Here is a 22,707-nt window from a genome sequence, read left to right as displayed (position 1 = left end):
CTATGGAATTCGAACATCGGCCCGTCTTGCTGGAGCCGACGGTGGACGCGCTTTTGCTGGCCGATTTCGGCGGCAAGGGTGCGTCACGGTCGCATCCGCAGTCCGGGCCGGATGCCGCCTTGCGGGCGGAACGCGGCGTCTTCGTGGACGGCACGTTCGGCCGTGGCGGTCACAGCCGCGAACTGCTGAGCCGCCTGGGCCCGCAGGCGCGGCTGGTGGTGTTCGACAAGGATCCCCAGGCGATCGCCGTGGCCACCGCGCTGGCAGCGGAGGATTCCAGGGTGCAAGTGGTGCATGGCGGCTTTGCCACCATGGCCGAAGAATTGCAGCAGCGCGGCATCGACAAGGTCGATGGCGTGATGCTGGATCTGGGCGTTTCCTCGCCTCAGATCGACGATGCCGAGCGTGGTTTCTCTTTCATGAGGGACGGCCCGCTCGACATGCGGATGGACACCACCCGTGGTCCCACGGTGGCGGATTGGCTGGCGCAAGCCAGTGTGGATGAGATGCGGGAGGTCATAGCGGATTATGGCGAAGAACGGTTTGCTTTTCAGGTTGCAAAGGCGATTGCTGCTCGCCGCGCAACAAGGCCGCTGCGCACCACGCTCGAACTTGCCGAGTGCGTCGCCAGCGCCGTCCGCACGCGCGAAAAGGGGCAGCATCCGGCCACACGCACCTTTCAAGCTCTACGGATTTACATCAATCGGGAACTCGAAGAGCTCGCTCGCACCCTCGCGTCAGCTCTAGATCTGCTCGCCCCGGGGGGGAGGTTGGCGGTGATCAGCTTTCATTCGCTCGAAGACCGCATGGTCAAGCAATGCATCGTGGCGGCGGCCAAGCCGGCCGCCGCGTATGCACGCCTGCCCCTGCGCGAAAGCGAGATGCCCCAGCCCGTGTTGTATTCCCTTGGCCGCGTCCAGGCCGAGGACGATGAAGTGGCGGTCAATGCCCGCGCCCGCTCCGCAGTATTGCGCGCGGCCGAGCGCAGCGCCACGCCGTTGCCGGCCGAAGGCGGCGCCGCCTTCGTGCATACGGGTTCTTTGCCCGGCAGCGACCTCGCCGTCCCGCGCAAGGGCGGAAAGGGAGGGCGCCGCTGATGGGCCGCGTCAACCTGATCATTGCCGCGTTGCTGATGCTGTCGGCCATTTCACTGGTCACCAGCCGATATCAGTCGCGCCAGCTCTTCGTCGAGCTGGGCAGGGATCAGGCGCAGGAGCGCGACCTCGAAGTCGGCTGGCGGCGGTTGCAGCTGGAGCGTGCCGAACTGGCGCGCAACGCGCGCGTGGATGCCATTGCGCGCGATAGTCTCAAGATGATTTCCATCGTGCCGGACCGCACGCTGTACCTGAATCAGGCGCCGGCCACTGGAGGCGCTCAATGAAGCGTGTCCCTTTCTTCGACAACCCCGTGCTGCGCGGCCAGCTGCCGACGTGGCGCGCCCGTCTGGTGCTGATCCTGCTGTTTGGCGGTTTCACCGTGCTGGCCGGTCGCGCGCTGTTCCTGCAGGGGCTGTCGACCGAATTCCTGCAGCAGCAGGGCGAGCGTCGCTACGAGCGCACGCTGACGCTGTCCGCCACGCGCGGCAAGATCATGGACCGCAATGGCGCGGTGCTGGCCTCGAGCGTGCCGGCGCGCGCTATCTGGGCCATTCCGGAAGACGTGAAGCAGTCCACGCCGGCCCAGCTCGACGCGCTGGCCAAGCTGCTCGAAATGCCGGCGGCTGATCTGCGGCACCGGGTCGACGAGGACAAGAACTTCGTCTACCTCAAGCGCCAGGTCTCGATGGAAGCGGCCGACAAGATCAAGCAGCTCGGCTTGCCGGGCGTGCACCAGCAGCCTGAAACGCGCCGCTACTATCCGGACGGCGATGTGATGGCGCACGTGGTCGGGTTCAACAGCGTCGAGGACCAGGGCCAGGAAGGCGTCGAGCTGACCTTCAACCAGCAGCTGTCGGGCCGGCCCGGCAGCCGCCGCGTCATCAAGGACCGCCTGGGTCGCGTCATCGAGGACGTGCAGGCCGTCACCCTGCCGGTCGATGGCCGCGACCTGCGCCTGTCCATCGACACTCGTCTGCAATACCTGGTGTTCAAGGAACTGAAGGACGCCATGGACAAGCACCAGGCCAAGGGCGCGACCGCCGTGGTCCTGGACGTGCATACCGGAGAAATCCTGGCGCTGGCCAACGTGCCGACCTTCGATCCGAACAAGCGCGAGTCCTTCCAGGGCGCCAAGCTGCGCAACCAGGCCATTACCGACACGTTCGAGCCCGGTTCCATCATGAAGCCGTTCACCGCCGCGCTGGCGCTGGACCTGGGTCGGATCACGCCCAATACGATGTTCGAGACCGGCAACGGCCGTTTTGTCTATCAGGGCAGCACCATCAGCGACGTCAGCCGCAACGGCACGCTGGACGTGGCCGGCGTGTTGCGCAGGTCCAGCAACATCGGCATGACCCTGATCTCCGAGAAGCTCGAGTCCCGCGAGATGTGGAACCGCTTCACGGAGCTGGGCCTGGGGCAGGCCCCTCAGGTCGGCTTTCCCGGCGCGGCGCCCGGACGCCTGCGCCCCTGGGAGCGCTGGCGCCTGATCGAAAAGGCCACCATGGCCTATGGCTACGGCCTGTCCGTGTCGCTGCTGCAGGTGGCGCGCGCCTATACCGTGTTCGCCCGCAACGGCGACATGGTGTCGATGACGCTGGTCAAGCGCGACAGCGATCCCACCAGCGTGCGCATCTACACGCCCAAGACCACCGCGCTGGTGCGCGGCATGCTGGAAGCCGCCGCCGGCCCCGAAGGCACCAAGGCCGCGCAAGTGCGTGGCTACCGCGTGGCCGGCAAGAGCGGCACGGCACGCAAGATCGTCGACGGCAAGTACAGCATGCAGCGCTACCGCAGCTCGTATGTCGGTTTCGCGCCGGTGTCCGATCCCAAGATCGTCGTGGCCGTGTCCATCGACGAGCCGACGGTCGGAGGCTATTACGGCGGCGCCATCGCCGCGCCTGTGTTCTCCCGCATCGTCGGCGGGAGTCTGCAGCTTATGGGGGTGCGTCCCGACGCACCCTTCGAATCCACGATTGTTGCTGGTTTGAAGGAGCCAGGCAGATGAACGCCAAAGGCTTCCAGTCAAATTCCCAAGCCGCCACGGTTGAGCAGACCGTGGCGTGGTTGCATGAGCGCGTGTCTTTGACCGCGCATCTCAAGCTGGACTCGCGCGAGATCGAGCCGGGCGATGTGTTCGTCGCCTGCGCCGGCTTGTCCAGCGACGGGCGTCTCTATATAGAAAGGGCCGTGGCGCAAGGCGCCCGCGCGGTACTGTGCGAAGCGCCCGTGGAAGATGCGATGCTGGCCCAGGCCGGCGAGGTTCCGTTGCTGCAGGTCAGCGGCTTGCGCGGCCTGCTGGGCGGGCTGGGCGATACCTGGTACGGCCGTCCGTCGTCCGAGCTGGCCGTGGTCGCCGTCACCGGCACCAACGGAAAGACCTCTTCGGTCCAATGGATCGCGCACGCGCTGAGCCGCAATAACAAGGCCTGCGGCACCATCGGCACGCTGGGGGCGGTGTTGCCCGACGGCCAGACGCTGGGCGGCAGCCTGACCACGCCCGACGTGCTGACTGTGCATCGCCTGCTGGCCGCCATGCGCGACGCCGGCGCCAAGTCCGTTGCGATGGAAGCGTCGTCCATCGGTATCGAGCAGGGCCGCATGGACGGCGTGCGCGTCGCGCTGGCTGCCTTTACCAATCTGACTCGCGATCATCTCGATTACCACGGCACCATGGAACGCTACGAGGCCGCCAAGGCCCGCCTGTTCCATTGGCCCGAGCTGGGCGGCGCCGTAATCAATGCCGACGACGAGGCCGGCCGACGCCTGCTGGCCACGTTACCGCAGGAACTGGCCGCCACCGGCTACAGCCTGAGCGATGACGCTGCCGTGCCCGCGACGATGCGCGCGCGCGACCTGCAGGCGACCGCCCAGGGACAGATATTCACGCTGGTCTCGCCGCATGGCGAGGCGCAGATCGTCACGCGCCTGCTGGGCGCGCACAACGTTTCCAATCTTCTGCTGGTCGCCGGCGTGCTCTATCGCCTGGGCCTGCCGTTCGCGCAGATCGCGCGCGAACTGGCCGCCACCGATCCGGTCGATGGGCGGCTGCAGACCGTGGAGCCCCTGGCCGTTCAGGCCGCGGGCGCCCGTGGCCCGCTGGTGGTGGTGGACTATGCCCACACGCCCGACGCGCTGGCGCGCGCGCTCGCCGCGCTGCGGCCGGTGGCGAACGCCCGCTCGGGCCGGTTGGTCTGCCTGTTCGGCTGCGGCGGCGATCGCGATCCGGGCAAGCGTCCGGTCATGGGTGGCATCGCGGCGGAACTGGCCGACAGCGTGGTGGTGTCCAGCGACAATCCGCGCCACGAAGTGCCCGAGGACATCGTCCGGCAGATCATGGCCGGCGTGCCCGCTTCGGCGGATGCCGTGGAGCAGGTCGACCGCGCCCGCGCCATCATGCAAACCGTCTGGGCCTGCGCGCCGGAAGACGTGCTGCTGCTGGCTGGCAAGGGCCATGAAACCTATCAGGACATCGGCGGCGAGAAACTGCCGTTCGACGACCGCGAATGGGCGCGCCTGGCGCTGCTGTTGCCGCAGGTCGCGACGGTTTCCACCGATACCCGCCGCATCGGCGCCGGCGAACTCTTCGTGGCCCTGGCCGGCGAAAAGTTCGACGCCCACGACTATCTGGATCAGGCCGAGGCGCGCGGCGCCTGCGCCGCTGTGGTGGAGCATCCCGTCGCGGGCGTGAAGCTGCCGCAACTGGTGCTGGGCGACACGCGCGTGGCCTTGATGCGCATCGGTGCCGCCTGGCGCGCCCGCTACTCGCTGCCGGTGGTGGCGGTCACGGGCAGCAATGGCAAGACCACCACCAAGGAAATGATCTCGTCCGTGCTGGCCGCCTGGAAGGGCGAGGCCAACCGGCTGGCGACCGCCGGCAACCTGAACAACGATATCGGTGTGCCGCTGACGCTGCTGCGCCTGCGCGCCACGCATCGCGCCGCTGTGTTCGAGCTGGGCATGAATCATCCGGGCGAGATCGCCCAGCTGGCCGCCATTGCCGCGCCCTCGGTCGCCCTGGTGACCAATGCGCAGCGCGAGCACCAGGAATTCATGCATACCGTCGAGGCGGTGGCCCACGAGAACGGCGCGGCGATCTCTGCCTTGCCCGACAGCGGCGTGGCCGTCTATCCGGGCGACGAGCCGTATTCCCCCATCTGGGATGCGCTGGCGGGATCGCGCCGCACGCTGCGCTTCGGTCTGCAGCCGGGCCTGGACGTCTACGCCGAGCAGATCCTGGCGGAAGTGGCTTCCACCCGTTGCAAGGTGGTGACGCCGGTGGGCACGGCCGACCTGGTGTTGCCCGTGGCCGGCCTGCACAATCTGCGCAATGCGTTGGCGGCCATCGCCGCTTCCGTCGCCGCGGGCGCGCCGCTGGAAGCGGCGATCCGCGCGCTGGCCGGCTTCAGCCCCGTGGCGGGCCGCATGCAGCACAAGGTCATGAGCGACGGAACGCTGCTCATCGACGATTCCTACAATGCCAACCCCGACTCCGCGCGCGTGGCCATCGACGTGCTGGCGCGCATCGCGGGCACTCGTGTGCTGGTGCTGGGCGACATGGGCGAAGTCGGGGACAACGGTCCCGCCATGCATGTCGAGGTGGGCAATTACGCGCGCGAGCAGGGGCTCGACGCACTCATCACGCTGGGCGAAGCCAGCCGTGCGGCAGCCGCCGCATTCGGCGAGGGCGCGCGCGCCTGCGCATCGGTAGACGAAGTGGTTGCCGCCCTGCGCGGCTTGCGGCCGTCCTGCGTATTGATCAAAGGTTCGCGCTTTATGCGCATGGAGCGGGTAGTGACGGCTTTTTCCACCAACGACGGACAGACGGCTCAGGCGCCGGGAGACCACCATGCTGCTTGAGCTGGCCCGTCTGCTTTCCGATGATGTGCGCGCCCTGGGCGTGTTCGAATACATCACGCTGCGCGCCGTGCTGGCGTGCGCCACGGCCCTGTTGATCGGGCTGGTCGCCGGTCCGCGCGTGATCCGCAAGCTGACCGAGATGAAGATCGGCCAGGCCGTCCGTTCGTACGGTCCCGAGTCCCATCTGGTCAAGACCGGCACCCCCACCATGGGCGGCGTGCTGATCCTGATTTCCATCGCCATCAGCACTTTGCTGTGGGCGGACTGGACCAACCGCTTCGTCTGGGTGGTGCTGCTGGTGACGTTCGGCTTCGGCTGGATCGGCTGGATGGACGATTACCGCAAGGTCGTTTACCGCGACCCCGAGGGCATGCCCGCGCGGCAGAAGTTCTTCTGGCAGGCCACCATCGGATTGGTGGCCGCCGTGTACCTGGCCTTCGCCGTGTCCGCCCCGGCCAACGCCGATCTGTGGCCGTTGTTCAAGGCCTGGGTTGGCAGCGGTTTCACCATGTCCCTGCCGACGCGCGCCGACCTGATCGTGCCGTTCTTCAAGACCGTCAGCTATCCGCTGGGCGTGCTGGGCTTCGTGGCGCTGACCTGGGCGGTGATCGTGGGCACCAGCAACGCCGTCAACCTGACCGACGGCCTGGACGGCCTGGCAATCATGCCCACCGTGATGGTGGGCAGCGCGCTGGGCATCTTCGCCTACGTGGTCGGCCGCGTCGACTATTCGAAGTATCTGCTGTTCCCGTATATCCCCGGCGCTTCCGAGTTGATGGTGCTGTGCGCGGCGATAGGGGGCGCGGGACTCGCATTTTTGTGGTTCAACGCGTATCCGGCGCAGGTGTTCATGGGCGACGTGGGCGCGCTGGCGCTGGGCGGCGCGCTGGGCACCATCGCGGTCATCGTGCGCCAGGAAATCGTGCTGTTCATCATGGGCGGCGTGTTCGTCGTCGAAACGCTGTCGGTGATGATCCAGGTGACCTGGTTCAAGTACACCAAGCGACGTTATGGAACAGGTAGACGCATATTCCGCATGGCTCCGCTGCATCATCACTTCGAAGTGGGCGGCTGGAAGGAAACCCAGGTGGTGGTGCGCTTCTGGATCATCAGCATGATGCTGGTGCTGATTGGCCTTTCGACATTGAAGTTGCGATGAATACGATGGAATCCTCCCGCGCTGACGCGCCGCTCGTCCTGATCCTCGGATTGGGCGAGTCGGGTGTTGCCGCCGCACGCTGGTGCGCCCGCCAGGGCGCCCGCTTGCGCGTGGCCGACACGCGCGCCGAGCCGGGCGGACTCGCCGCCTTGCGCGACGCGCTGGCGCAGAGCGAGGTGGAGTACCGGCTGGGTTGCGACACGTCCTTCGATGTGGCGCTGCTCGACGGCGTGTCGCAGGTCGTGATCAGTCCGGGTCTGGCGCCCGGGCAGCAACCGGCCAAGGCACTGCTGGACGAGGCGGCCTCGCGCGGCCTCGAGGTCGTGGGCGAAATCGAATTGTTCGCCCGCGCGCTGGTCGAGCTGGCCGAATCGCGCGATTACCGTCCGCGCCTGCTGGCCGTGACCGGCACCAATGGCAAGACCACCGTGACCGCGCTGACGCGCGAACTGATCGATGCCAGCGGCATGTCGGTGCTGGCCGCCGGCAATATCAGCCCGGCCGCGCTGACCGCGCTGATGGGCGCGCTCGACACCGATGCGCTGCCGCAGGTTTGGGTGCTGGAGCTGTCCAGCTTCCAGCTCGAAACCACGCACAGCCTGCAGGCCGACGCCGCCGTGGTGTTGAACGTGACCCAGGACCACCTGGATTGGCATGGCGGCATGCAGGCCTACGCCGATGCCAAGGCGCGCCTCTTGAAGATGGCGCGCGTCAAGATCGTCAACCGCGACGATCCGCTGACCGTGGCCATGGTTGCCAAGCTGGATGCGCTGGATGTGCGCAGTTTCGGTCGTGAACTGCCGGAGCGGGTCGGTGACATGGGCCTGGAACCGGGCCAGGGCATGGCCTGGTTGGTGGCCGCCGAGCCCAACGATTTCGATGAGCCGGCGCCGCCCGTGCGCCGCAAGAAGGATGCGCCGGAACCCGTGCGCCCGAACGGCCGCATGAGCCGCCTGATGCCGGTGGACGCCTTGCGCATCCGCGGCACGCACAACGCATTGAACGCGCTGGCCGCCATGCAGCTGGCGCGCTGCCTGGACCTGGGCTGGGGCGCCATGCTGCGCGCCTTGCGCGACTATGCGGGCGAGCCGCATCGCGCGGCCTTCGTGCGTACCGTCGGCGATGTCGACTACATCAACGACAGCAAGGGCACCAACGTCGGCGCGACCGTTGCCGCGCTGGAAGGCATGGGCCAGCAGGTCGTGCTGATCGCGGGCGGACAAGGCAAGGGCCAGGACTTCTCGCCCTTGATTCCGGTGGTGTCGCGCCATGCGCGTGCCGTGGTGTTGATCGGACAGGACGGCCCGGAGATCGGCCGCGTGCTGGCCGAGACCGGCGTCGAGCTTGTGTCCGCCACCTCGATGCATGAGGCCGTGCGCCATGCCGCGGGACTGGCCAAGCCCGGCGACGCCGTGCTGCTGTCGCCGGCCTGCGCCAGCCTGGACATGTTCCGCAACTACCCGCATCGCGGCCAGGTATTCGTGGAAGAGGTCGACGAGCTCGCCCGTGACAGCGGAGAGGTCGCATGAGCCTGTTCGCCGAACTCACCGCCAGCGTCAACGCCGTACGGCCCGGCCGTACGCGCATGCGCAATTTCGACTTGCCGCTGGTGATCGCGGCGTCGACCTTGCTGCTGCTCGGCTTGCTGATGGTGTATTCTGCGTCGATCGCTCTGGCCGACGGCCCGCGCTACGCGTCCTATGGCCGCTATTACTTCGTCATCCGCCACGGCGCCTTCATCAGCGCCGGCCTGCTGGCCGCCGCGGTGACCTTGAGCATTCCGATCCGCGTCTGGCAGCGCCTGGCGGTGCCGCTGTTCGTGCTGGCCATGATCCTGCTGGTGGCCGTGCTGATCCCGGGCATCGGCCGCGAGGTCAACGGCGCCCACCGCTGGATTCCGCTGGGTCCGCTGAATTTCCAGCCTTCCGAGCTGATGAAGCTGGCCGCGCTGCTCTACGCCGCCGACTACACCGTGCGCAAGCAGGAGCACATGCAGGCCTTCGCCCGCGGCTTCCTGCCCATGGCCTTCGCCCTGGCCGGCGTGGGCATGCTGCTGCTGCTCGAGCCCGACCTGGGCGCGTTCATGGTGATCGTGGCCATCGCCATCGGCATCCTGTTCCTGGGCGGCATCAACGGCAAGTATTTCAGCAGCCTGCTGGGCGTGCTGGTCAGCACCTTCCTGATGCTGATCTGGCTGTCGCCGTGGCGTCGCGCGCGCCTGTTCGCCTATCTGGATCCCTGGAACGAAGACAACGCCTATGGCAGCGCCTACCAGTTGTCGCATTCGCTGATCGCGCTGGGCCGTGGCGAGTGGCTGGGCGTGGGCCTGGGCGCCAGCGTCGAGAAGCTGCACTACCTGCCCGAGGCCCATACCGACTTCCTGATGGCCGTGGTTGGCGAAGAACTCGGTTTCGCCGGCGTCATGCTGGTGATCTCGCTGTTCGCCATCATCGTCTATCGCGGCTTCGACATCGGCCGCCAGGCCATCGCCATGGAACGCACGTTCGCCGGCCTGGTCGCGCATGGCGTGGCCATGTGGTTCGGCGTGCAGGCCTTCATCAACATGGGCGTGTGCCTGGGCCTGCTGCCCACCAAGGGCCTGACGCTGCCGCTGATGAGCTATGGCGGCTCGGGCGTGGTCATGAACCTGTGCGCGCTTGCCATGCTGATACGCGTGGATGTGGAAAATCGCGTCATGATGCGCGGGGGACGGGTATGACGAACGCCCGGACCATCCTCATCATGGCCGGCGGCACCGGCGGCCACATCATGCCCGGCCTGGCCGTGGCCGATGTGCTGCGCCAACGCGGCTGGCGCGTGCTGTGGCTGGGCAATCCCGACAAGATGGAAGGCCGGCTGGTGCCGCCTCGCGGCATCGAGCTGGTGCCGCTGCGTTTTGCCGGCGTGCGCGGCAAGGGCGCGGCGGCCTTGCTCAAGCTGCCGTTCCTGCTGCTGCGCGCCTTCGCCCAGGCCTGGGGACGGCTGTCCGCCGTCAAGCCGGACGTGGTGCTGGGCATGGGCGGCTACGTGGCCTTTCCCGGCGGCGTGATCGCCGCGCTGCGGGGCACGCCGCTGGTCGTGCACGAGCAGAACGCCGTGGCCGGCACGGCCAACAAATGGCTGGCCCGGATGTCGCGCCGCGTGCTCAGCGGTTTCCCCGGCGTGCTGCCCAAGGGCGAAGCGCTGGGCAATCCGGTGCGCGCCGATCTGTGCGCGCTGCCCGATCCGGCGCAACGCTATGGCGCGCGCGCCGGCGCGCTGCGCCTGCTGGTCGTGGGCGGCAGCCTGGGCGCGCAGGCGCTGAACACCACCGTGCCGCAGGCGCTGGCCCGCATGCAGGCGGATCGCCGTCCGACGGTCATCCATCAGGCCGGCGAACAGCATCTGCCCGCGTTGCAGCAGGCCTACGCCCAGGCAGGCGTGCAGGCGGATTGCCGCGCTTTCATCGAGGACATGGCCGGCGCCCTGGGCGACGCCGACCTGCTGATCTGTCGCGCGGGCGCCATGACGGTGTCCGAGGTGGCGGCGGCCGGCGTGGCGGCGCTGTTCGTGCCGTTCCCGCATGCCATCGATGATCATCAAACCGCCAACGCGCGCTTCCTGAGCGACGCGCAGGCCGCCTGGCTGCAGCCGCAACCCGCCTTGACGCCCGAGTGGCTGGCGGACTGGCTGGGCGGGCGCACTCGACAAGAACTGCAAGCCGTCGCCGAACGGGCCCGCGCGCATGCGCGCCCCGAAGCCGCGGCTCATATCGCCGACGTCTGTGAACAAGCAGCGGGGCGTTCATCATGAAACACAGAATTCGACATATCCATTTCGTGGGCATCGGCGGCTCGGGCATGAGCGGCATTGCCGAGGTGCTGCTCAACCTGGGCTACGCCATCAGCGGTTCCGATCTCAATGAGTCGGCCGTCACGCGCCGCCTGGCGGGCCTGGGCGTGAAGATCGCGATCGGTCACGCGGCCAGCAACGTGGCCGGCGCCGGCGCCATCGTCACGTCCACCGCGGTGGCCGGCGACAATCCCGAAGTGATCGCGGCACGCGCCGCCCGCATTCCGGTGGTGCCGCGCGCCATCATGCTGGCCGAGTTGATGCGCCTGAAGCGCGGCATCGCCGTGGCCGGCACGCACGGCAAGACCACCACCACCAGCCTGGTGGCCAGCGTGCTGGCCGCCGGCGGGCTGGACCCGACCTTCGTGATCGGCGGTCGCCTGAATTCCGCCGGCGCCAATGCGCGTCTGGGTCAGGGCGACTACATCGTGGTCGAGGCCGACGAATCCGACGCGTCGTTCCTGAACCTGCTGCCGGTGATGGCCATCGTGACCAACATCGACGCGGATCACATGGACACCTACGGGCACGATGTGGCGCGCCTGAAGAGCGCCTTCATCGAGTTCACGCAGCGCCTGCCGTTCTACGGCAGCGCCGTGCTGTGCGTGGACGACGCCAATGTGCGCGAGATCATGCCCTTCGTGTCGCGTCCCATCACCACCTACGGCCTGAACCCGGAAGCCCTGGTGCGCGGCTACGAGGTCCAGGCCGACGGCACGCGCATGCGCTTCAACGTGCAGCGCACGTATATGGACACGCTGCTGCCGCCGCTGCAGGTGGAACTGAACCTGCCCGGCCTGCACAACGTGCGCAACGCGTTGGCCGCGATCGCCGTGGCCACCGAGCTGGGCGTGGCCGACGAGGCCATTTGCGAAGCGCTGGCCGCCTTCAAGGGCGTTGGCCGCCGCTTCACCCAGACGGGCGAATTCGCCGTGCCGGCCGCGCATGGCGGTGGCACCTTCACCGTCATCGACGACTACGGCCACCATCCGGTGGAAATGGCCGCCACGCTGGCCGCCGCGCGCGGCGCCTGGCCCGACCGCCGCATTGTGCTGGCGTTCCAGCCGCATCGCTACACGCGCACCCGTGACTGCTTCGAGGATTTCGTGCGTGTGCTGGGAACGGCCGACGCCGTGCTGCTCACCGAGGTGTACGCCGCTGGCGAGCCGCCGCTGGTGGCCGCCGACGGCCGCGCCCTGTCGCGTGCGCTGCGGGTGGCGGGCAAGGTCGAACCGGTGTTCGTGGAAGACGTGACGGAACTGCCGCAGGCGGTCCTGGATTTCGTGCGGGACGGCGACGTGGTGATCGTGATGGGCGCGGGGTCGATCAGCAAGGTCCCGGCCCAGGTGGGAGAACTGGCATGAGCGCGCAATTCGGAAAGGTGGGTGTGCTGTATGGCGGTCGTTCCGCCGAGCGGGAAGTGTCGTTGATGTCGGGCGCGGGCGTGCAGCAGGCGCTGAGCTCCGCCGGCGTTGACGCGCACCTGTTCGACACCGGCGAGCGCAGCCTGGCCGACCTGGCCGCGCAGGGCTTTGACCGCGTGTTCATCGCGCTGCACGGCCGCTATGGCGAGGACGGCTCGATCCAGGGCGCCCTGGAACTGCTGGGCATTCCCTATACGGGCAGCGGCCCGCTGGCCTCGGCGCTGGCCATGGACAAGACCATGACCAAGCGCGTCTGGCTGCAGCACGGTCTGCCCACGCCGGCCTTCGAGGTGCTGGACGCCGACACCGAGCTGCGCCTGGTGCCCGACCGCCTGAGCCTGCCGCTGATCATCAAGCCGCCGCACGAAGGTTCGACCGTGGGCATCACCAAGGTCGCCGGCTATTCCGACATGAAGGGCGCCTACGAGGCGGCGGCGAAGTTCGACGCCGAGGTGCTGGCCGAACAGTTCATCACCGGCCGCGAATTGACGGTGGCCCTGCTGGGCGCGGGCAAGACCGCGCGCGCGCTGCCGGTGATCGAGATCGCCGCGCCCGGCGGCAATTACGACTACGAACACAAGTATTTCTCCGACGACACGCAGTACTTCTGCCCGGCCGACCTGCCGGCGGACGTGGCGGCGCAGGTCGCGGACATCGCCGTGCGCGCCTATCGCGCGCTGGGCTGCGAGGGCTGGGGGCGGGCCGATTTCATGCTGGACCGCGCCAATCAGCCCTGGTTGCTGGAAATGAACACTTCGCCCGGCATGACGAGCCATTCGCTCGTGCCGATGGCGGCCAAGGCCGTGGGGATGAGCTATGCCGATCTCTGCGTGTCGATTCTCGCTGGCGCTGCGTGCAAGATGCGCAGCCCCGCCCGTAACGCCTGACCTGGATTTTCCGTGTGGAACGACGCCCGAACTACCAACCTGATCGCCAACACGCTTGCCGTGCTGGCGGTCGGCGCCATGCTCCTGGCGGGCGTGGCGTGGGTGGCGCAGCGTCCGTACTTCACGCTGTCAGCCATCGAACTGGAGCCGATGCCGGACAGCGAGCTGCACTATGTCTCGCCGGGCGCGGTGCGCGCGGCGATCGCGGGTCGCTTCAAGGGCAACTTCTTCACCGTGGACCTGGACGACGCCCGCACGGTCTTCGAGTCGGTGCCCTGGGTGCGGCACGCTACCGTGCGGCGCATCTGGCCGAACGTGCTGCGCGTGCGCATCGAGGAGCAGCAGCCGCTGGCGCTGTGGAACGAGAACCAGATGATCAACACCTGGGGCGAGGCGTTCACGGCCAATACGGGCGAGGTGGACGACGAAACCGTGTTGCCGCAGTTCTCCGGACCCGAAGGCACCGAGTCGCTGGTGGTGCAGCGCTATGCCGAGCTGGCGCGCTGGTTCGCGCCGCTGGACATGCACGTCAAGCAGCTCGAGCTGAGTCCCCGCTACGCCTGGCGCGTCGTGCTGTCCAACGGCATGTTGCTGGACCTGGGCCGGGATCCGGGCGCCGACGCGCCGGATCCGCACGGCCTGCCGGGCGCGCTGCCGTTCGCGGCGCGCATTCAACGTTTTGTGCAGGCGTGGCCCGCCGTGGCCGGACGCCTGGAAGGGCGCACCATCACCCAGGCCGACCTGCGCTATCCCAATGGTTTCGCACTGGCGCTGGCCCCGTTGCCGCCGTCGGAAACCAAGTCCAAATCCATACCGAAACCTCCCAAGAAACGCTAACGCCATGACCCGTGACATCAAGGACCTTATCGTCGCCCTCGATATCGGCACCAGCAAGGTGGTGGCTGTGGTGGCTGAAATCCTGCCTGAAGGGCGGTTCGAAGTGCTGGGCCTAGGCCAGCATGAATCGCGCGGCATGCGCAAGGGCGTGGTCGTCAATATCGAGACCACCGTGAACTCCATCCAGCGCGCGCTTGAAGAAGCCGAGCTGATGGCCGATTGCAAGATTCGCGACGTCTATACCGGCATCGCCGGCAGCCATATCCGCAGCTTCAATTCCAGCGGCATGGTCGCCGTCAAGGACAAGGAAGTCACCGCCACCGACGTCGCCCGTGTCATCGAGACCGCCAAGGCGGTGAACATCCCGACCGACCAGCAGGTGCTGCACGTGCTGACGCAGGAGTTCATCGTCGACGGCCAGGAAGACATCCGCGAGCCCATCGGCATGAGCGGCCTGCGCCTGGAAGTGCGCGTGCACATCGTGACCGGTGCCGTCAGCGCCGCGCAGAACATCGTCAAGTGCGTGCGCCGCTGCGGCCTGGAAGTGCAGGACCTGATCCTGCAGCCGCTGGCCTCCAGCCTGGCCGTGCTGACCGCGGACGAAAAGGAACTGGGCGTGGTGCTGGTCGACATCGGCGGCGGCACCACCGACGTGGCGATCTTCACCGGCGGCGCGATCCGCCACACCGCCGTGCTGCCGATCGCCGGCGATCAGATCACCAACGACATCGCGGCCATGCTGCGCACGCCCACGCCCGATGCCGAGGAAATCAAGCTGCGCTACGGCGTGGCCAAGCAGGTGCTGGCCAGCCCGGACGAGTCCGTGGAAGTGCCGGGGCTGGGCGACCGCGGTCCGCGCCAGGTCAAGCGCCAGGCGCTGGGCGCCGTGATCGAGCCGCGCGTCGAAGAGCTGTTCACGCTGGTGCAGCAGGTGGTGCGCGATTCCGGCTACGAAGACCTGCTGGCGTCCGGCGTGGTGCTGACTGGCGGTTCCGCGCAACTGCCCGGCATGGTCGAGCTGGCCGAGGATGTGTTCCTGAAGCCGGTGCGCGTGGCGGTGCCCGAATACGAAGGCAGCCTGGCCGATGTGATGCGCAACCCGCGCTTCTCGACCGTGATGGGGCTGCTGCAAGAGGCGCGCATGCAGCGCGTGCGTGGCCGCAAGGTCGCCGCGCAGACCGGCAACTTCAAGAGCCTGCTGGCGCGCATGAAGGAGTGGTTCATGAATTGAGGGGGCAGGGCAGGGGCCTGTTCCTTGGCGCGCGCCGCAGCAGTCGGGCGGGGCGGGCCAGAAGGGGAGGCGCTTCAAACCCGTTGCGGATCCTGAGATCGGCTTCGGCTTTGAGGCGATTCACAAAAAATAGGTTGTTGGGGAATTTTTGTGATTTGCATACACGGACTTGTGAGGGAGTCATCATGATGAACTTTGAGATGCTTGAGAACAACACCAAAGGGACCGTAATCAAGGTCGTTGGTGTGGGCGGTGCGGGCGGCAATGCCGTTTCGCACATGATTCGCAACGGCGTGAACGGCGTGGATTTCATCTGCGCCAACACCGATGCGCAAGCGCTGGCGGCGACCAATGCCCCGGTGCAGATCCGCCTTGGCCGCACCGGCCTGGGCGCCGGCGCCAAGCCGGAGCAGGGCCGCGCTTCGGCCGAAACCGCGCGCGAGGAGATCCGTGCCGCCCTGAACGGCGCGCACATGGTCTTCATCACCGCCGGCATGGGCGGCGGCACCGGCACGGGCGCAGGCCCGGTCGTGGCCGAAGTGGCGAAGGAGCTGGGCATCCTGACCGTCGGGGTGGTCACGAAGCCTTTCTCCTTCGAAGGCAACAAGCGCATGAAGATGGCCGAGGATGGCATCTCCGAGCTGGCCAAGCACGTGCATTCGCTCATCGTGGTGCTCAACGAGAACCTGTATGAGCTGATGGACGAGGACGCCACCCAGGAAGACTGCTTCCGCTCGGCCGACGACATCCTGCACAACGCTTGCGCGGGCATTGCCGAGATCATCAACGTCGAAGGTAACGTGAACGTCGACTTCGAAGACGTCAAGACGATCATGGGCGAGCAGGGCCAGGCCATGATGGGCACGGCTTCGGCATCGGGCGCTGACCGCGCCCGCGTCGCCGCCGAGCAGGCCATCGCCTGCCCGCTGCTGGAAGGCGTGGACCTGAACGGCGCTCGCGGCGTGCTGGTCAACATCACCGCCAGCCGCACGCTGAAGATGCGCGAAACGCGCGAAATCATGGAAACGATCCGCAGCTACGCTTCGGAAGACGCGACCGTGATCTTCGGCACGGCCTATGACGAGTCGATGGGCGAGAACCTGCGCGTGACCGTGGTTGCGACCGGCCTGGGCCGTGCGCAAGCTCGTCCGCAGCTGGTGCAGACCACCGCCGAGGCGCTGCGCACCGGCACCGACAACCTGCCCCTGGGCGGGATGCCGGCCGCCGGCCAGGGCGATTACCGCAACCTGGACATGCCGTCTGTCATGCGCAACCCGCGCAGCCAGGCGTCGGCCCAGGTGCGTGCGCTGGAAAGCTCGGGTATGGATCACTTCGATATCCCGGCCTTCCTGCGCAAGCAAGCGGATTGAACCTGGAGCCGCCTGGACGCTCTATAGATTGAACTCGGCGCCCGGCGCCGCAGCATCAGCCTGAAGAGCGGCCTGGCAGCTCATCCGCACTCCCTCATCTCCGGCCCGCCTGTCCCCGCGGGCGGGCCGGAGGCGGAGCGGTCCGCGTTTCCCTTGCGCGGCATCAAAAAGGGACGGTTTTACCGGTCGATTCGGACGCCGCCGTTGGCGTCGGGGATCGGACAGAGTTACAATACGTCGGTTATGCCGGCAATATGCGTGTCATCTTGCTAGCTTCCTGGCTTAAATATCCCTTATTGTCATGTTCCGACAGCGCAGCATTCAGAATCTCGTCCGCACGACAGGCGTCGGCGTCCACTCCGGACGGCGGGTAGAGCTCACCCTGCGCCCGGCACAGCCCAACACCGGGATCGTATTTCACCGCGTCGACCTGCCCGAGGTCGTGGACCTGCCCGCGCAAGCCGCCGGCGTCGGCGACACGCGCATGGCGTCGGTGCTGCAACAAGGCAATGTCCGCGTTTCCACCGTGGAGCATCTCATGTCGGCGCTGGCCGGCCTGGGCATCGACAACCTGCACGTCGACCTGACCGCCGAAGAAGTCCCCATCATGGACGGCAGCGCGGCCACGTTCGTCTACCTGCTGCGCTCGGCTGGCATCGTCGAACAGAATGCGCCCAAGCAGTTCATCCGCGTGCTCAAGCCCGTCGAAATCCGCGAGGGCGAAGGCCGCAACGAGAAATGGGCCCGCCTCGAGCCGCATGACGGCTTCGCGCTGGCGTTCTCGATCGATTTCCGCCATCCCGCGATCGACTCCACGGCCAATTTTGCCGAGATCGATTTCGCCACCCATTCCTACGTGCGCGAGATCGCCCGCGCACGCACCTTCGGCTTCGTCAACGAAGTCGAGGCGCTGCGCTCGATGGGCCTGGCCCGCGGCGGCAGCCTGGACAATGCCATCGTCATGGACGAGTACCGCGTGCTCAACAGCGACGGGCTGCGCTACGACGACGAATTCGTGAAGCACAAGATCCTGGACGCCATCGGCGACCTGTATCTGCTGGGCAAGCCGCTGGTGGCGCGCTACGTGGCCTGCAAGTCCGGGCACGGGCTGAACAACCAGCTGGCGCGCGCGCTGCTGGCGCAGCAGGATGCGTGGGAATTGATCACCTATGAATCCCAGGCGGACGCCCCGCAGGCATTCCGTCACGAGTGGAAGCTGGCCTGAGGCTGTTTTTCTCGGACTAATCCGATGCGGGCCGTCCTTGGGACGGCCTTTTCATTTGCGCCGTCCATTTCAAGTCGTCCGCATTCGAGCTGCCCGGCCCGTGCCGATCATTTGGTGATTTCCGGACCGTCGTTGCAGTGAATGCGTCCCATCCGGGAACCTTTCAGGGGCAGGACACACTTATGAAAGGCGCCGCGCGCCCAGGCAGGGCGTGCGGGATGCTTGCGCCGCCGGCGCGGGGGGTTCCTGCATCGTCCGCCCGGCATCCGAGCGAGCAGGCCGTCCCTGATTATCCGGGGCGTCGGGTTCCATGATGCGGGGACGGGGCGGGCAAAGCCCGCGGGTTTCGGCTACTCTTTGTGGTGCTTCAGCAGCTTCGCCACGGCATCGGCCAGCGGGCCGGGCCGCAAATTGTGGTGCAAGGTCTCGAACGCGCCCAGGGCGGTATCGCCCAGCGGTTGCGCTTCTTTCGGCGGCTTCGGTTGACGGGCGCCGGGCTTGGGCAGGCCGGCTTGTACCTTCACGGCAATTTCGTTAAGGTTCCAGCCTTGGTCCGCCAGGCTTTGCGCGATGCGCGGAGCCAATTGACGCAGCTTCGCCGCATGGGCGGGGCCGGGCACCACCAGCAGCAGGCGCTGGTTTTCCAGCTTGCCTACCTGGCAGACGGAGCCCAGCGGGGCCGGCAATAGCGCCGCCACCGCGTACTGGATTTGCAAGTGCTTGCGGGCAGTCGCCAGGACGCCGGCGCCCCGCATGTCATGACCCAGCCATCCCAGGGCGGTATTTTCCCCTCGCCGGCTGGAATTGGAACGTTGGCGGAATGAAGTGGGTCTATTCATGCCGTCTCTAGAATTAGGAAGCACAACCTTGAAAATCGTGATTATGCACGCCCGCGACGGGCGGGACGGGCATTTCACCCTCGGCGGGGCGCACCTGGCCTTGTTTCTTGGGGGCGCGCTGGTCACGGCAGCCATTTTCGGCGCCGCCATCCAACGATACTTCACTTCTGACCTGCCGGCCGTGCGCGCCGTGGGCTGGCCGCTGGCCGAGGACACCGGGCGCGATGCCGATTTCCTGCGCGGCAACATGAATCTGCTGGCGGCGAAGATCGGCACGCTCCAGGCCAAGCTGGTCAGCATCGACGGATTGGGCCAGCGCGTGGCCAAGGTGGCGGGCGTGGCCTATACCGATCCCGAGCTGGCCAAGCAGCTTGCCTCGGCGCAGCCGAGCGTGCCGGCCCAGCCCGAAGCCTCGGGCGTCATGGATGATCTGTTCACCGACCAGGCGCCGCCCACGGCCGCCTCGGCCGAGGAACTGGGCCGGCAGCTGGACGACATCCAGGTCAGGCTGGCGCAGCAGTCCGACAACCTGAAGCTGCTGGACGCCGCGCTGACGCAGCGTTCGGCGGACCAGGCGCGCATGCCGACCGCCATGCCCATCACCGATTATCCCTATCTGAGTTCGTCCTACGGATGGCGCCGCAACCCGGTCACGGGCCGCTCGGCGCTGCACGAAGGGCTGGATTTCTCCGCGCCGCCGGGCACGCCCATTCTTGCCGCCTCGGGCGGCGTGGTGCTGGAATCCAAGTTCCATCCGGGCTACGGCAACATGGTCGAGATCGACCATGGCGACGGCCTGATCACCCGCTACGCGCATGCCTCGTCGCTGCTGGTCAAGCAGGGGCAACTGGTCGATCGCGGCCAGCAGATCGCTCGCGTTGGCAGCACCGGACGCTCCACCGGTCCGCACCTGCATTTCGAGGTGCGGCTGGCTGGCCAGCCGCTGGACCCGCGCCTGTTCTTGGGGCCGCAGCAGAACGCCCCGCCGGCCGTGGCCCGTGCGGCCGGCACGGACAGCGCCACGCGCTGATCCCGCAGCCGGTCGCAAGCGTGATGGCCTGATCATAGTTCCAGGCTATTACGCCGCAGGTGCGTTAAACTGGTTCGTTTCCCGGCGGACCCCCGCTCAACCAATAACATAAAGTCACGGGTGACGCTGCCCAGGCCTGCATGGCCGCGGCGTGGCCTGTGCGGCCGACACACGCATGGTTTCTCTGCTCAAAAAACTCATAGGTAGCCGCAACGATCGGCTGCTTAAGCAGTATCGCAAGCTGGTAACCCAGATCAATGGACTGGAGTCCAAGATCGCCGCGCTTTCCGACGCGGAACTGGCGGCCAAGACCGACGAATTCCGTTCCCGTCATGCCCAGGGCACGTCGCTGGACGACCTGCTGCCCGAAGCCTTCGCCGTGGTGCGCGAAGCCGGCAAGCGGGTGTTCGGCATGCGCCATTTCGACGTGCAGATGCTGGGCGGCATCGTCCTGCATAGCGGCAAGATCGCCGAAATGCGCACGGGCGAAGGCAAGACGCTGATGGCCACGCTGCCGGTCTACCTGAACGCGATCGCCGGCAAGGGCGTGCACGTGGTCACGGTCAACGACTACCTGGCCCGCCGCGACGCCGATTGGATGGGGCGCCTGTACCGCTTCCTGGGCATGTCCACGGGCGTGGTCGTGCCGCAGCAGCCGAACGAGGAAAAGAAGGCCGCCTACGCCGCCGACATCACCTACGGCACCAATAACGAATTCGGCTTCGACTACCTGCGCGACAACATGGAGTACCGCGTCGAGGACCGCCGCCAGCGGGCGCTGGCCTACGCGATCGTCGACGAAGTGGACTCCATCCTGATCGACGAGGCGCGCACGCCGCTGATCATCTCCGGCCAGGCCGAAGACCACACCGAGCTCTACATCCGCATGAACGCGGTGCCGCCGCTGCTCAAGCGCATGGCCACCGAGCCCAAGCCGCAGGAGCCGGAACCCGAAGGCGACTACTGGGTCGATGAAAAGAGCCAGCAGGTCTACCTGTCGGAAGCCGGCCACGTCAATGCCGAAGGCATCCTGGCGCGCCTGGGCATCCTGCCCGAGGGCGAGTCGCTGTACGATCCGCGCCATATCGCGCTGATGCACCACATGATGGTGGCGCTGCGCGCCAACACGCTGTTCTTCCGCGACCAGCAGTACGTGGTCCAGGACGGCGAAGTGGTCATCGTCGACGAATTCACCGGCCGCCTGATGGTCGGGCGCCGCTGGTCGGACGGCCTGCACCAGGCCGTCGAGGCCAAGGAAGGCGTGAAGATCCAGCACGAGAACCAGACGCTGGCCTCGATCACCTTCCAGAACTACTTCCGCATGTACGAGAAGCTGTCCGGCATGACCGGCACGGCCGACACGGAAGCGTACGAATTCCAGGAAATCTACGGGCTCGAAACGGTCATCATCCCGACCAACAAGCCCATGGTCCGCAAGGACCAGAACGACCAGGTCTTCAAGACCAACGAGGAAAAGTACAACGCCATCCTCAACGACATCCGCGACTGCCACGAGCGCGGCCAGCCCGTGCTGGTGGGCACGACCAGCATCGAGAACTCCGAGCTGCTGGCCGGCCTGCTGCAGAAGGCCAAGCTCAAGCACGAAGTGCTGAACGCCAAGCAGCACGCGCGCGAAGCCGAGATCGTCGCCGAGGCCGGCAAGCCGGGCCATATCACCATCGCCACCAACATGGCGGGCCGCGGCACCGACATCGTGCTGGGCGGCAGCGCGGACAAGCAGATCGACCTGATCCGCGCCGACGAGTCGCTGACGGAAACCGAGAAGACGCTGCGCATCGAGAAGGTGCGTTCCGAATGGAAGCCGCTGAACGAGCAGGTCAAGGCAGCCGGCGGCCTGCGCATCATCGGCACCGAGCGCCACGAATCGCGCCGCATCGACAACCAGCTGCGCGGCCGCGCCGGTCGCCAGGGCGACCCGGGTTCGTCGCGCTTCTACCTGTCGCTGGAAGATCCGCTGATGCGCATCTTCGCCGGCGATCGCGTGCGCGCCATCATGGAACGCCTGAAGCTGCCCGAGGGCGAGCCCATCGAGGCCGGCATGGTGACGCGTTCCATCGAGACCGCGCAGCGCAAGGTCGAAGGCCGCAACTTCGACATCCGCAAGCAGCTGCTCGAGTACGACGACGTCGCCAACGACCAGCGCAAGGTGCTGTACTCGCAGCGCAACGAAGTGCTGGAAGCCGCCAGCGTGGGCGCGATGGTCGAGAACCTGCGCGACGCCGCCGTCACGGAGATGTTCAACACCTTCGTGCCGCCGGAATCGGTGGAAGAACAGTGGGACGTGCCGGCCCTGCAAAAGGCGCTGGAAGCCGACTGGCAGATCCAGCTGCCGCTGACCGAGATGCTCGAAAAAGAGCCGAACATCACCGACGAGGACCTGCGCGAACGCGTGGTCGCCGCCGCGCGCCAGAACTACACGGCGAAGGTCGAGCAGGTGGGCACGGAATCGTGGTCGCAGTTCGAGCGCTCGATCATGCTGCAGGCCATCGACACGCACTGGCGCGAGCATCTGTCCTCGCTGGATTACCTGCGCCAGGGCATCCATCTGCGCGGCTACGCGCAGAAGAATCCCAAGCAGGAATACAAGCGCGAAGCCTTCGAACTGTTCTCCGGCATGCTGGACCGTATCCGCGACGATGTGGTGCGCGTGCTGATGACGGTGCGGGTGCAGTCGCAGGAGCAGGTCGAGCAGGCCGAGGCCGAAGCGGCGCAGCCGCACGTGCAGAACGTGCAGTACCACCACTCCGACTACGACGAAGCGCTGGCCAGTTCCGCCGACGACAGCGGCGCCCAGCCGGTGCGCAACGTGCTGCCGAAGGTCGGCCGCAACGATCCCTGCCCCTGCGGCAGCGGCAAGAAGTACAAGCAGTGCCACGGCAAGCTGGTCTGAGTGGAG

The 22,707-nt window shown here is 67.0% G+C and carries 17 protein-coding genes; 16 read left to right on the top strand and 1 reads right to left on the bottom strand.

The genetic code is table 11. The features are described from left to right. The first annotated feature begins 2 nt into the window (after positions 1-2). From rsmH to lpxC, 14 genes are all read left to right on the top strand, one after another. Positions 3-1,097 carry a 16S rRNA (cytosine(1402)-N(4))-methyltransferase RsmH gene (gene rsmH, locus AC6LJ9_RS06845; protein ID WP_498146959.1) on the top strand — a complete coding sequence of 365 codons (1,095 nt, stop codon included), beginning with the start codon at positions 3-5 and terminating at the stop codon, positions 1,095-1,097. Further along, positions 1,097-1,381, top strand: coding sequence for a cell division protein FtsL (gene ftsL, locus AC6LJ9_RS06840; RefSeq protein ID WP_103272486.1), 285 nt, complete (start codon positions 1,097-1,099; stop codon positions 1,379-1,381). The genes rsmH and ftsL overlap by 1 nt, the downstream gene beginning before the upstream one ends. Beyond that, positions 1,378-3,105 carry a peptidoglycan D,D-transpeptidase FtsI family protein gene (locus tag AC6LJ9_RS06835; RefSeq protein WP_212314350.1) on the top strand — a complete coding sequence of 576 codons (1,728 nt, stop codon included), beginning with the start codon at positions 1,378-1,380 and terminating at the stop codon, positions 3,103-3,105. The genes ftsL and AC6LJ9_RS06835 overlap by 4 nt, the downstream gene beginning before the upstream one ends. Next, positions 3,102-5,957: a bifunctional UDP-N-acetylmuramoyl-L-alanyl-D-glutamate--2,6-diaminopimelate ligase MurE/UDP-N-acetylmuramoyl-tripeptide--D-alanyl-D-alanine ligase MurF gene (gene murF, locus AC6LJ9_RS06830; RefSeq protein ID WP_498146958.1), complete on the top strand. Its 2,856-nt coding sequence runs from the start codon at positions 3,102-3,104 to the stop codon at positions 5,955-5,957. The genes AC6LJ9_RS06835 and murF overlap by 4 nt, the downstream gene beginning before the upstream one ends. Continuing rightward, positions 5,947-7,116, top strand: coding sequence for a phospho-N-acetylmuramoyl-pentapeptide-transferase (mraY, locus tag AC6LJ9_RS06825; protein ID WP_103272489.1), 1,170 nt, complete (start codon positions 5,947-5,949; stop codon positions 7,114-7,116). Before murF ends, mraY begins: the two co-directional genes overlap by 11 nt. After that, positions 7,113-8,645: a UDP-N-acetylmuramoyl-L-alanine--D-glutamate ligase gene (murD, locus tag AC6LJ9_RS06820; RefSeq protein ID WP_498146957.1), complete on the top strand. Its 1,533-nt coding sequence runs from the start codon at positions 7,113-7,115 to the stop codon at positions 8,643-8,645. Before mraY ends, murD begins: the two co-directional genes overlap by 4 nt. Then, entirely contained in the window at positions 8,642-9,835 is a 1,194-nt protein-coding gene (ftsW, locus tag AC6LJ9_RS06815; RefSeq protein ID WP_212314346.1) for a putative lipid II flippase FtsW, read from the top strand. The genes murD and ftsW overlap by 4 nt, the downstream gene beginning before the upstream one ends. Beyond that, complete coding sequence (gene murG, locus AC6LJ9_RS06810; RefSeq protein WP_498146956.1) at positions 9,832-10,908, top strand: undecaprenyldiphospho-muramoylpentapeptide beta-N-acetylglucosaminyltransferase; 1,077 nt, start codon at positions 9,832-9,834, stop codon at positions 10,906-10,908. Before ftsW ends, murG begins: the two co-directional genes overlap by 4 nt. Next, positions 10,905-12,311, top strand: a complete 1,407-nt coding sequence (murC, locus tag AC6LJ9_RS06805) for a UDP-N-acetylmuramate--L-alanine ligase (RefSeq protein ID WP_498146955.1) — start codon at positions 10,905-10,907, stop codon at positions 12,309-12,311. Before murG ends, murC begins: the two co-directional genes overlap by 4 nt. Further along, positions 12,308-13,258: a D-alanine--D-alanine ligase gene (locus AC6LJ9_RS06800; protein ID WP_212314343.1), complete on the top strand. Its 951-nt coding sequence runs from the start codon at positions 12,308-12,310 to the stop codon at positions 13,256-13,258. The genes murC and AC6LJ9_RS06800 overlap by 4 nt, the downstream gene beginning before the upstream one ends. A gap of 12 nt (positions 13,259-13,270) precedes the next feature. After that, a complete protein-coding gene (locus AC6LJ9_RS06795; RefSeq protein WP_498146954.1) occupies positions 13,271-14,095 on the top strand; it encodes a cell division protein FtsQ/DivIB in 825 nt (274 codons plus the stop codon). A gap of 4 nt (positions 14,096-14,099) precedes the next feature. Next, on the top strand, positions 14,100-15,326 hold the full coding sequence (gene ftsA / locus AC6LJ9_RS06790) for a cell division protein FtsA (protein WP_102775405.1): 1,227 nt from the start codon (positions 14,100-14,102) through the stop codon (positions 15,324-15,326). Between the two features lie 185 nt (positions 15,327-15,511). Then, positions 15,512-16,696 carry a cell division protein FtsZ gene (gene ftsZ, locus AC6LJ9_RS06785; protein WP_103272496.1) on the top strand — a complete coding sequence of 395 codons (1,185 nt, stop codon included), beginning with the start codon at positions 15,512-15,514 and terminating at the stop codon, positions 16,694-16,696. 301 nt (positions 16,697-16,997) lie between these two features. Beyond that, complete coding sequence (lpxC, locus tag AC6LJ9_RS06780) at positions 16,998-17,921, top strand: UDP-3-O-acyl-N-acetylglucosamine deacetylase (protein ID WP_498146953.1); 924 nt, start codon at positions 16,998-17,000, stop codon at positions 17,919-17,921. 350 nt (positions 17,922-18,271) lie between these two features. Here lpxC and AC6LJ9_RS06775 read toward each other — a convergent pair whose 3' ends face one another. Then, positions 18,272-18,676 (bottom strand): flagellar hook-length control protein FliK, encoded by a 405-nt coding sequence (locus AC6LJ9_RS06775; RefSeq protein ID WP_103272498.1) that lies wholly within the window; start codon positions 18,674-18,676, stop codon positions 18,272-18,274. A gap of 127 nt (positions 18,677-18,803) precedes the next feature. Here AC6LJ9_RS06775 and AC6LJ9_RS06770 point away from each other — a divergent pair, with 127 nt between their 5' ends. Continuing rightward, positions 18,804-19,790 (top strand): M23 family metallopeptidase, encoded by a 987-nt coding sequence (locus AC6LJ9_RS06770; protein ID WP_498146961.1) that lies wholly within the window; start codon positions 18,804-18,806, stop codon positions 19,788-19,790. Between the two features lie 175 nt (positions 19,791-19,965). Then, the gene (gene secA, locus AC6LJ9_RS06765) at positions 19,966-22,701 is read left to right on the top strand and encodes a preprotein translocase subunit SecA (protein WP_212314339.1); all 2,736 of its coding nucleotides are present in this window, start codon (positions 19,966-19,968) and stop codon (positions 22,699-22,701) included. Positions 22,702-22,707 lie beyond the last annotated feature (6 nt).

The organism is Achromobacter sp. 1011811831 (assembly GCF_059760905.1).
The sequence above is the reverse complement of the archived record's forward strand: the minus strand, read 5'-3'. Positions and strand labels throughout refer to the sequence as shown.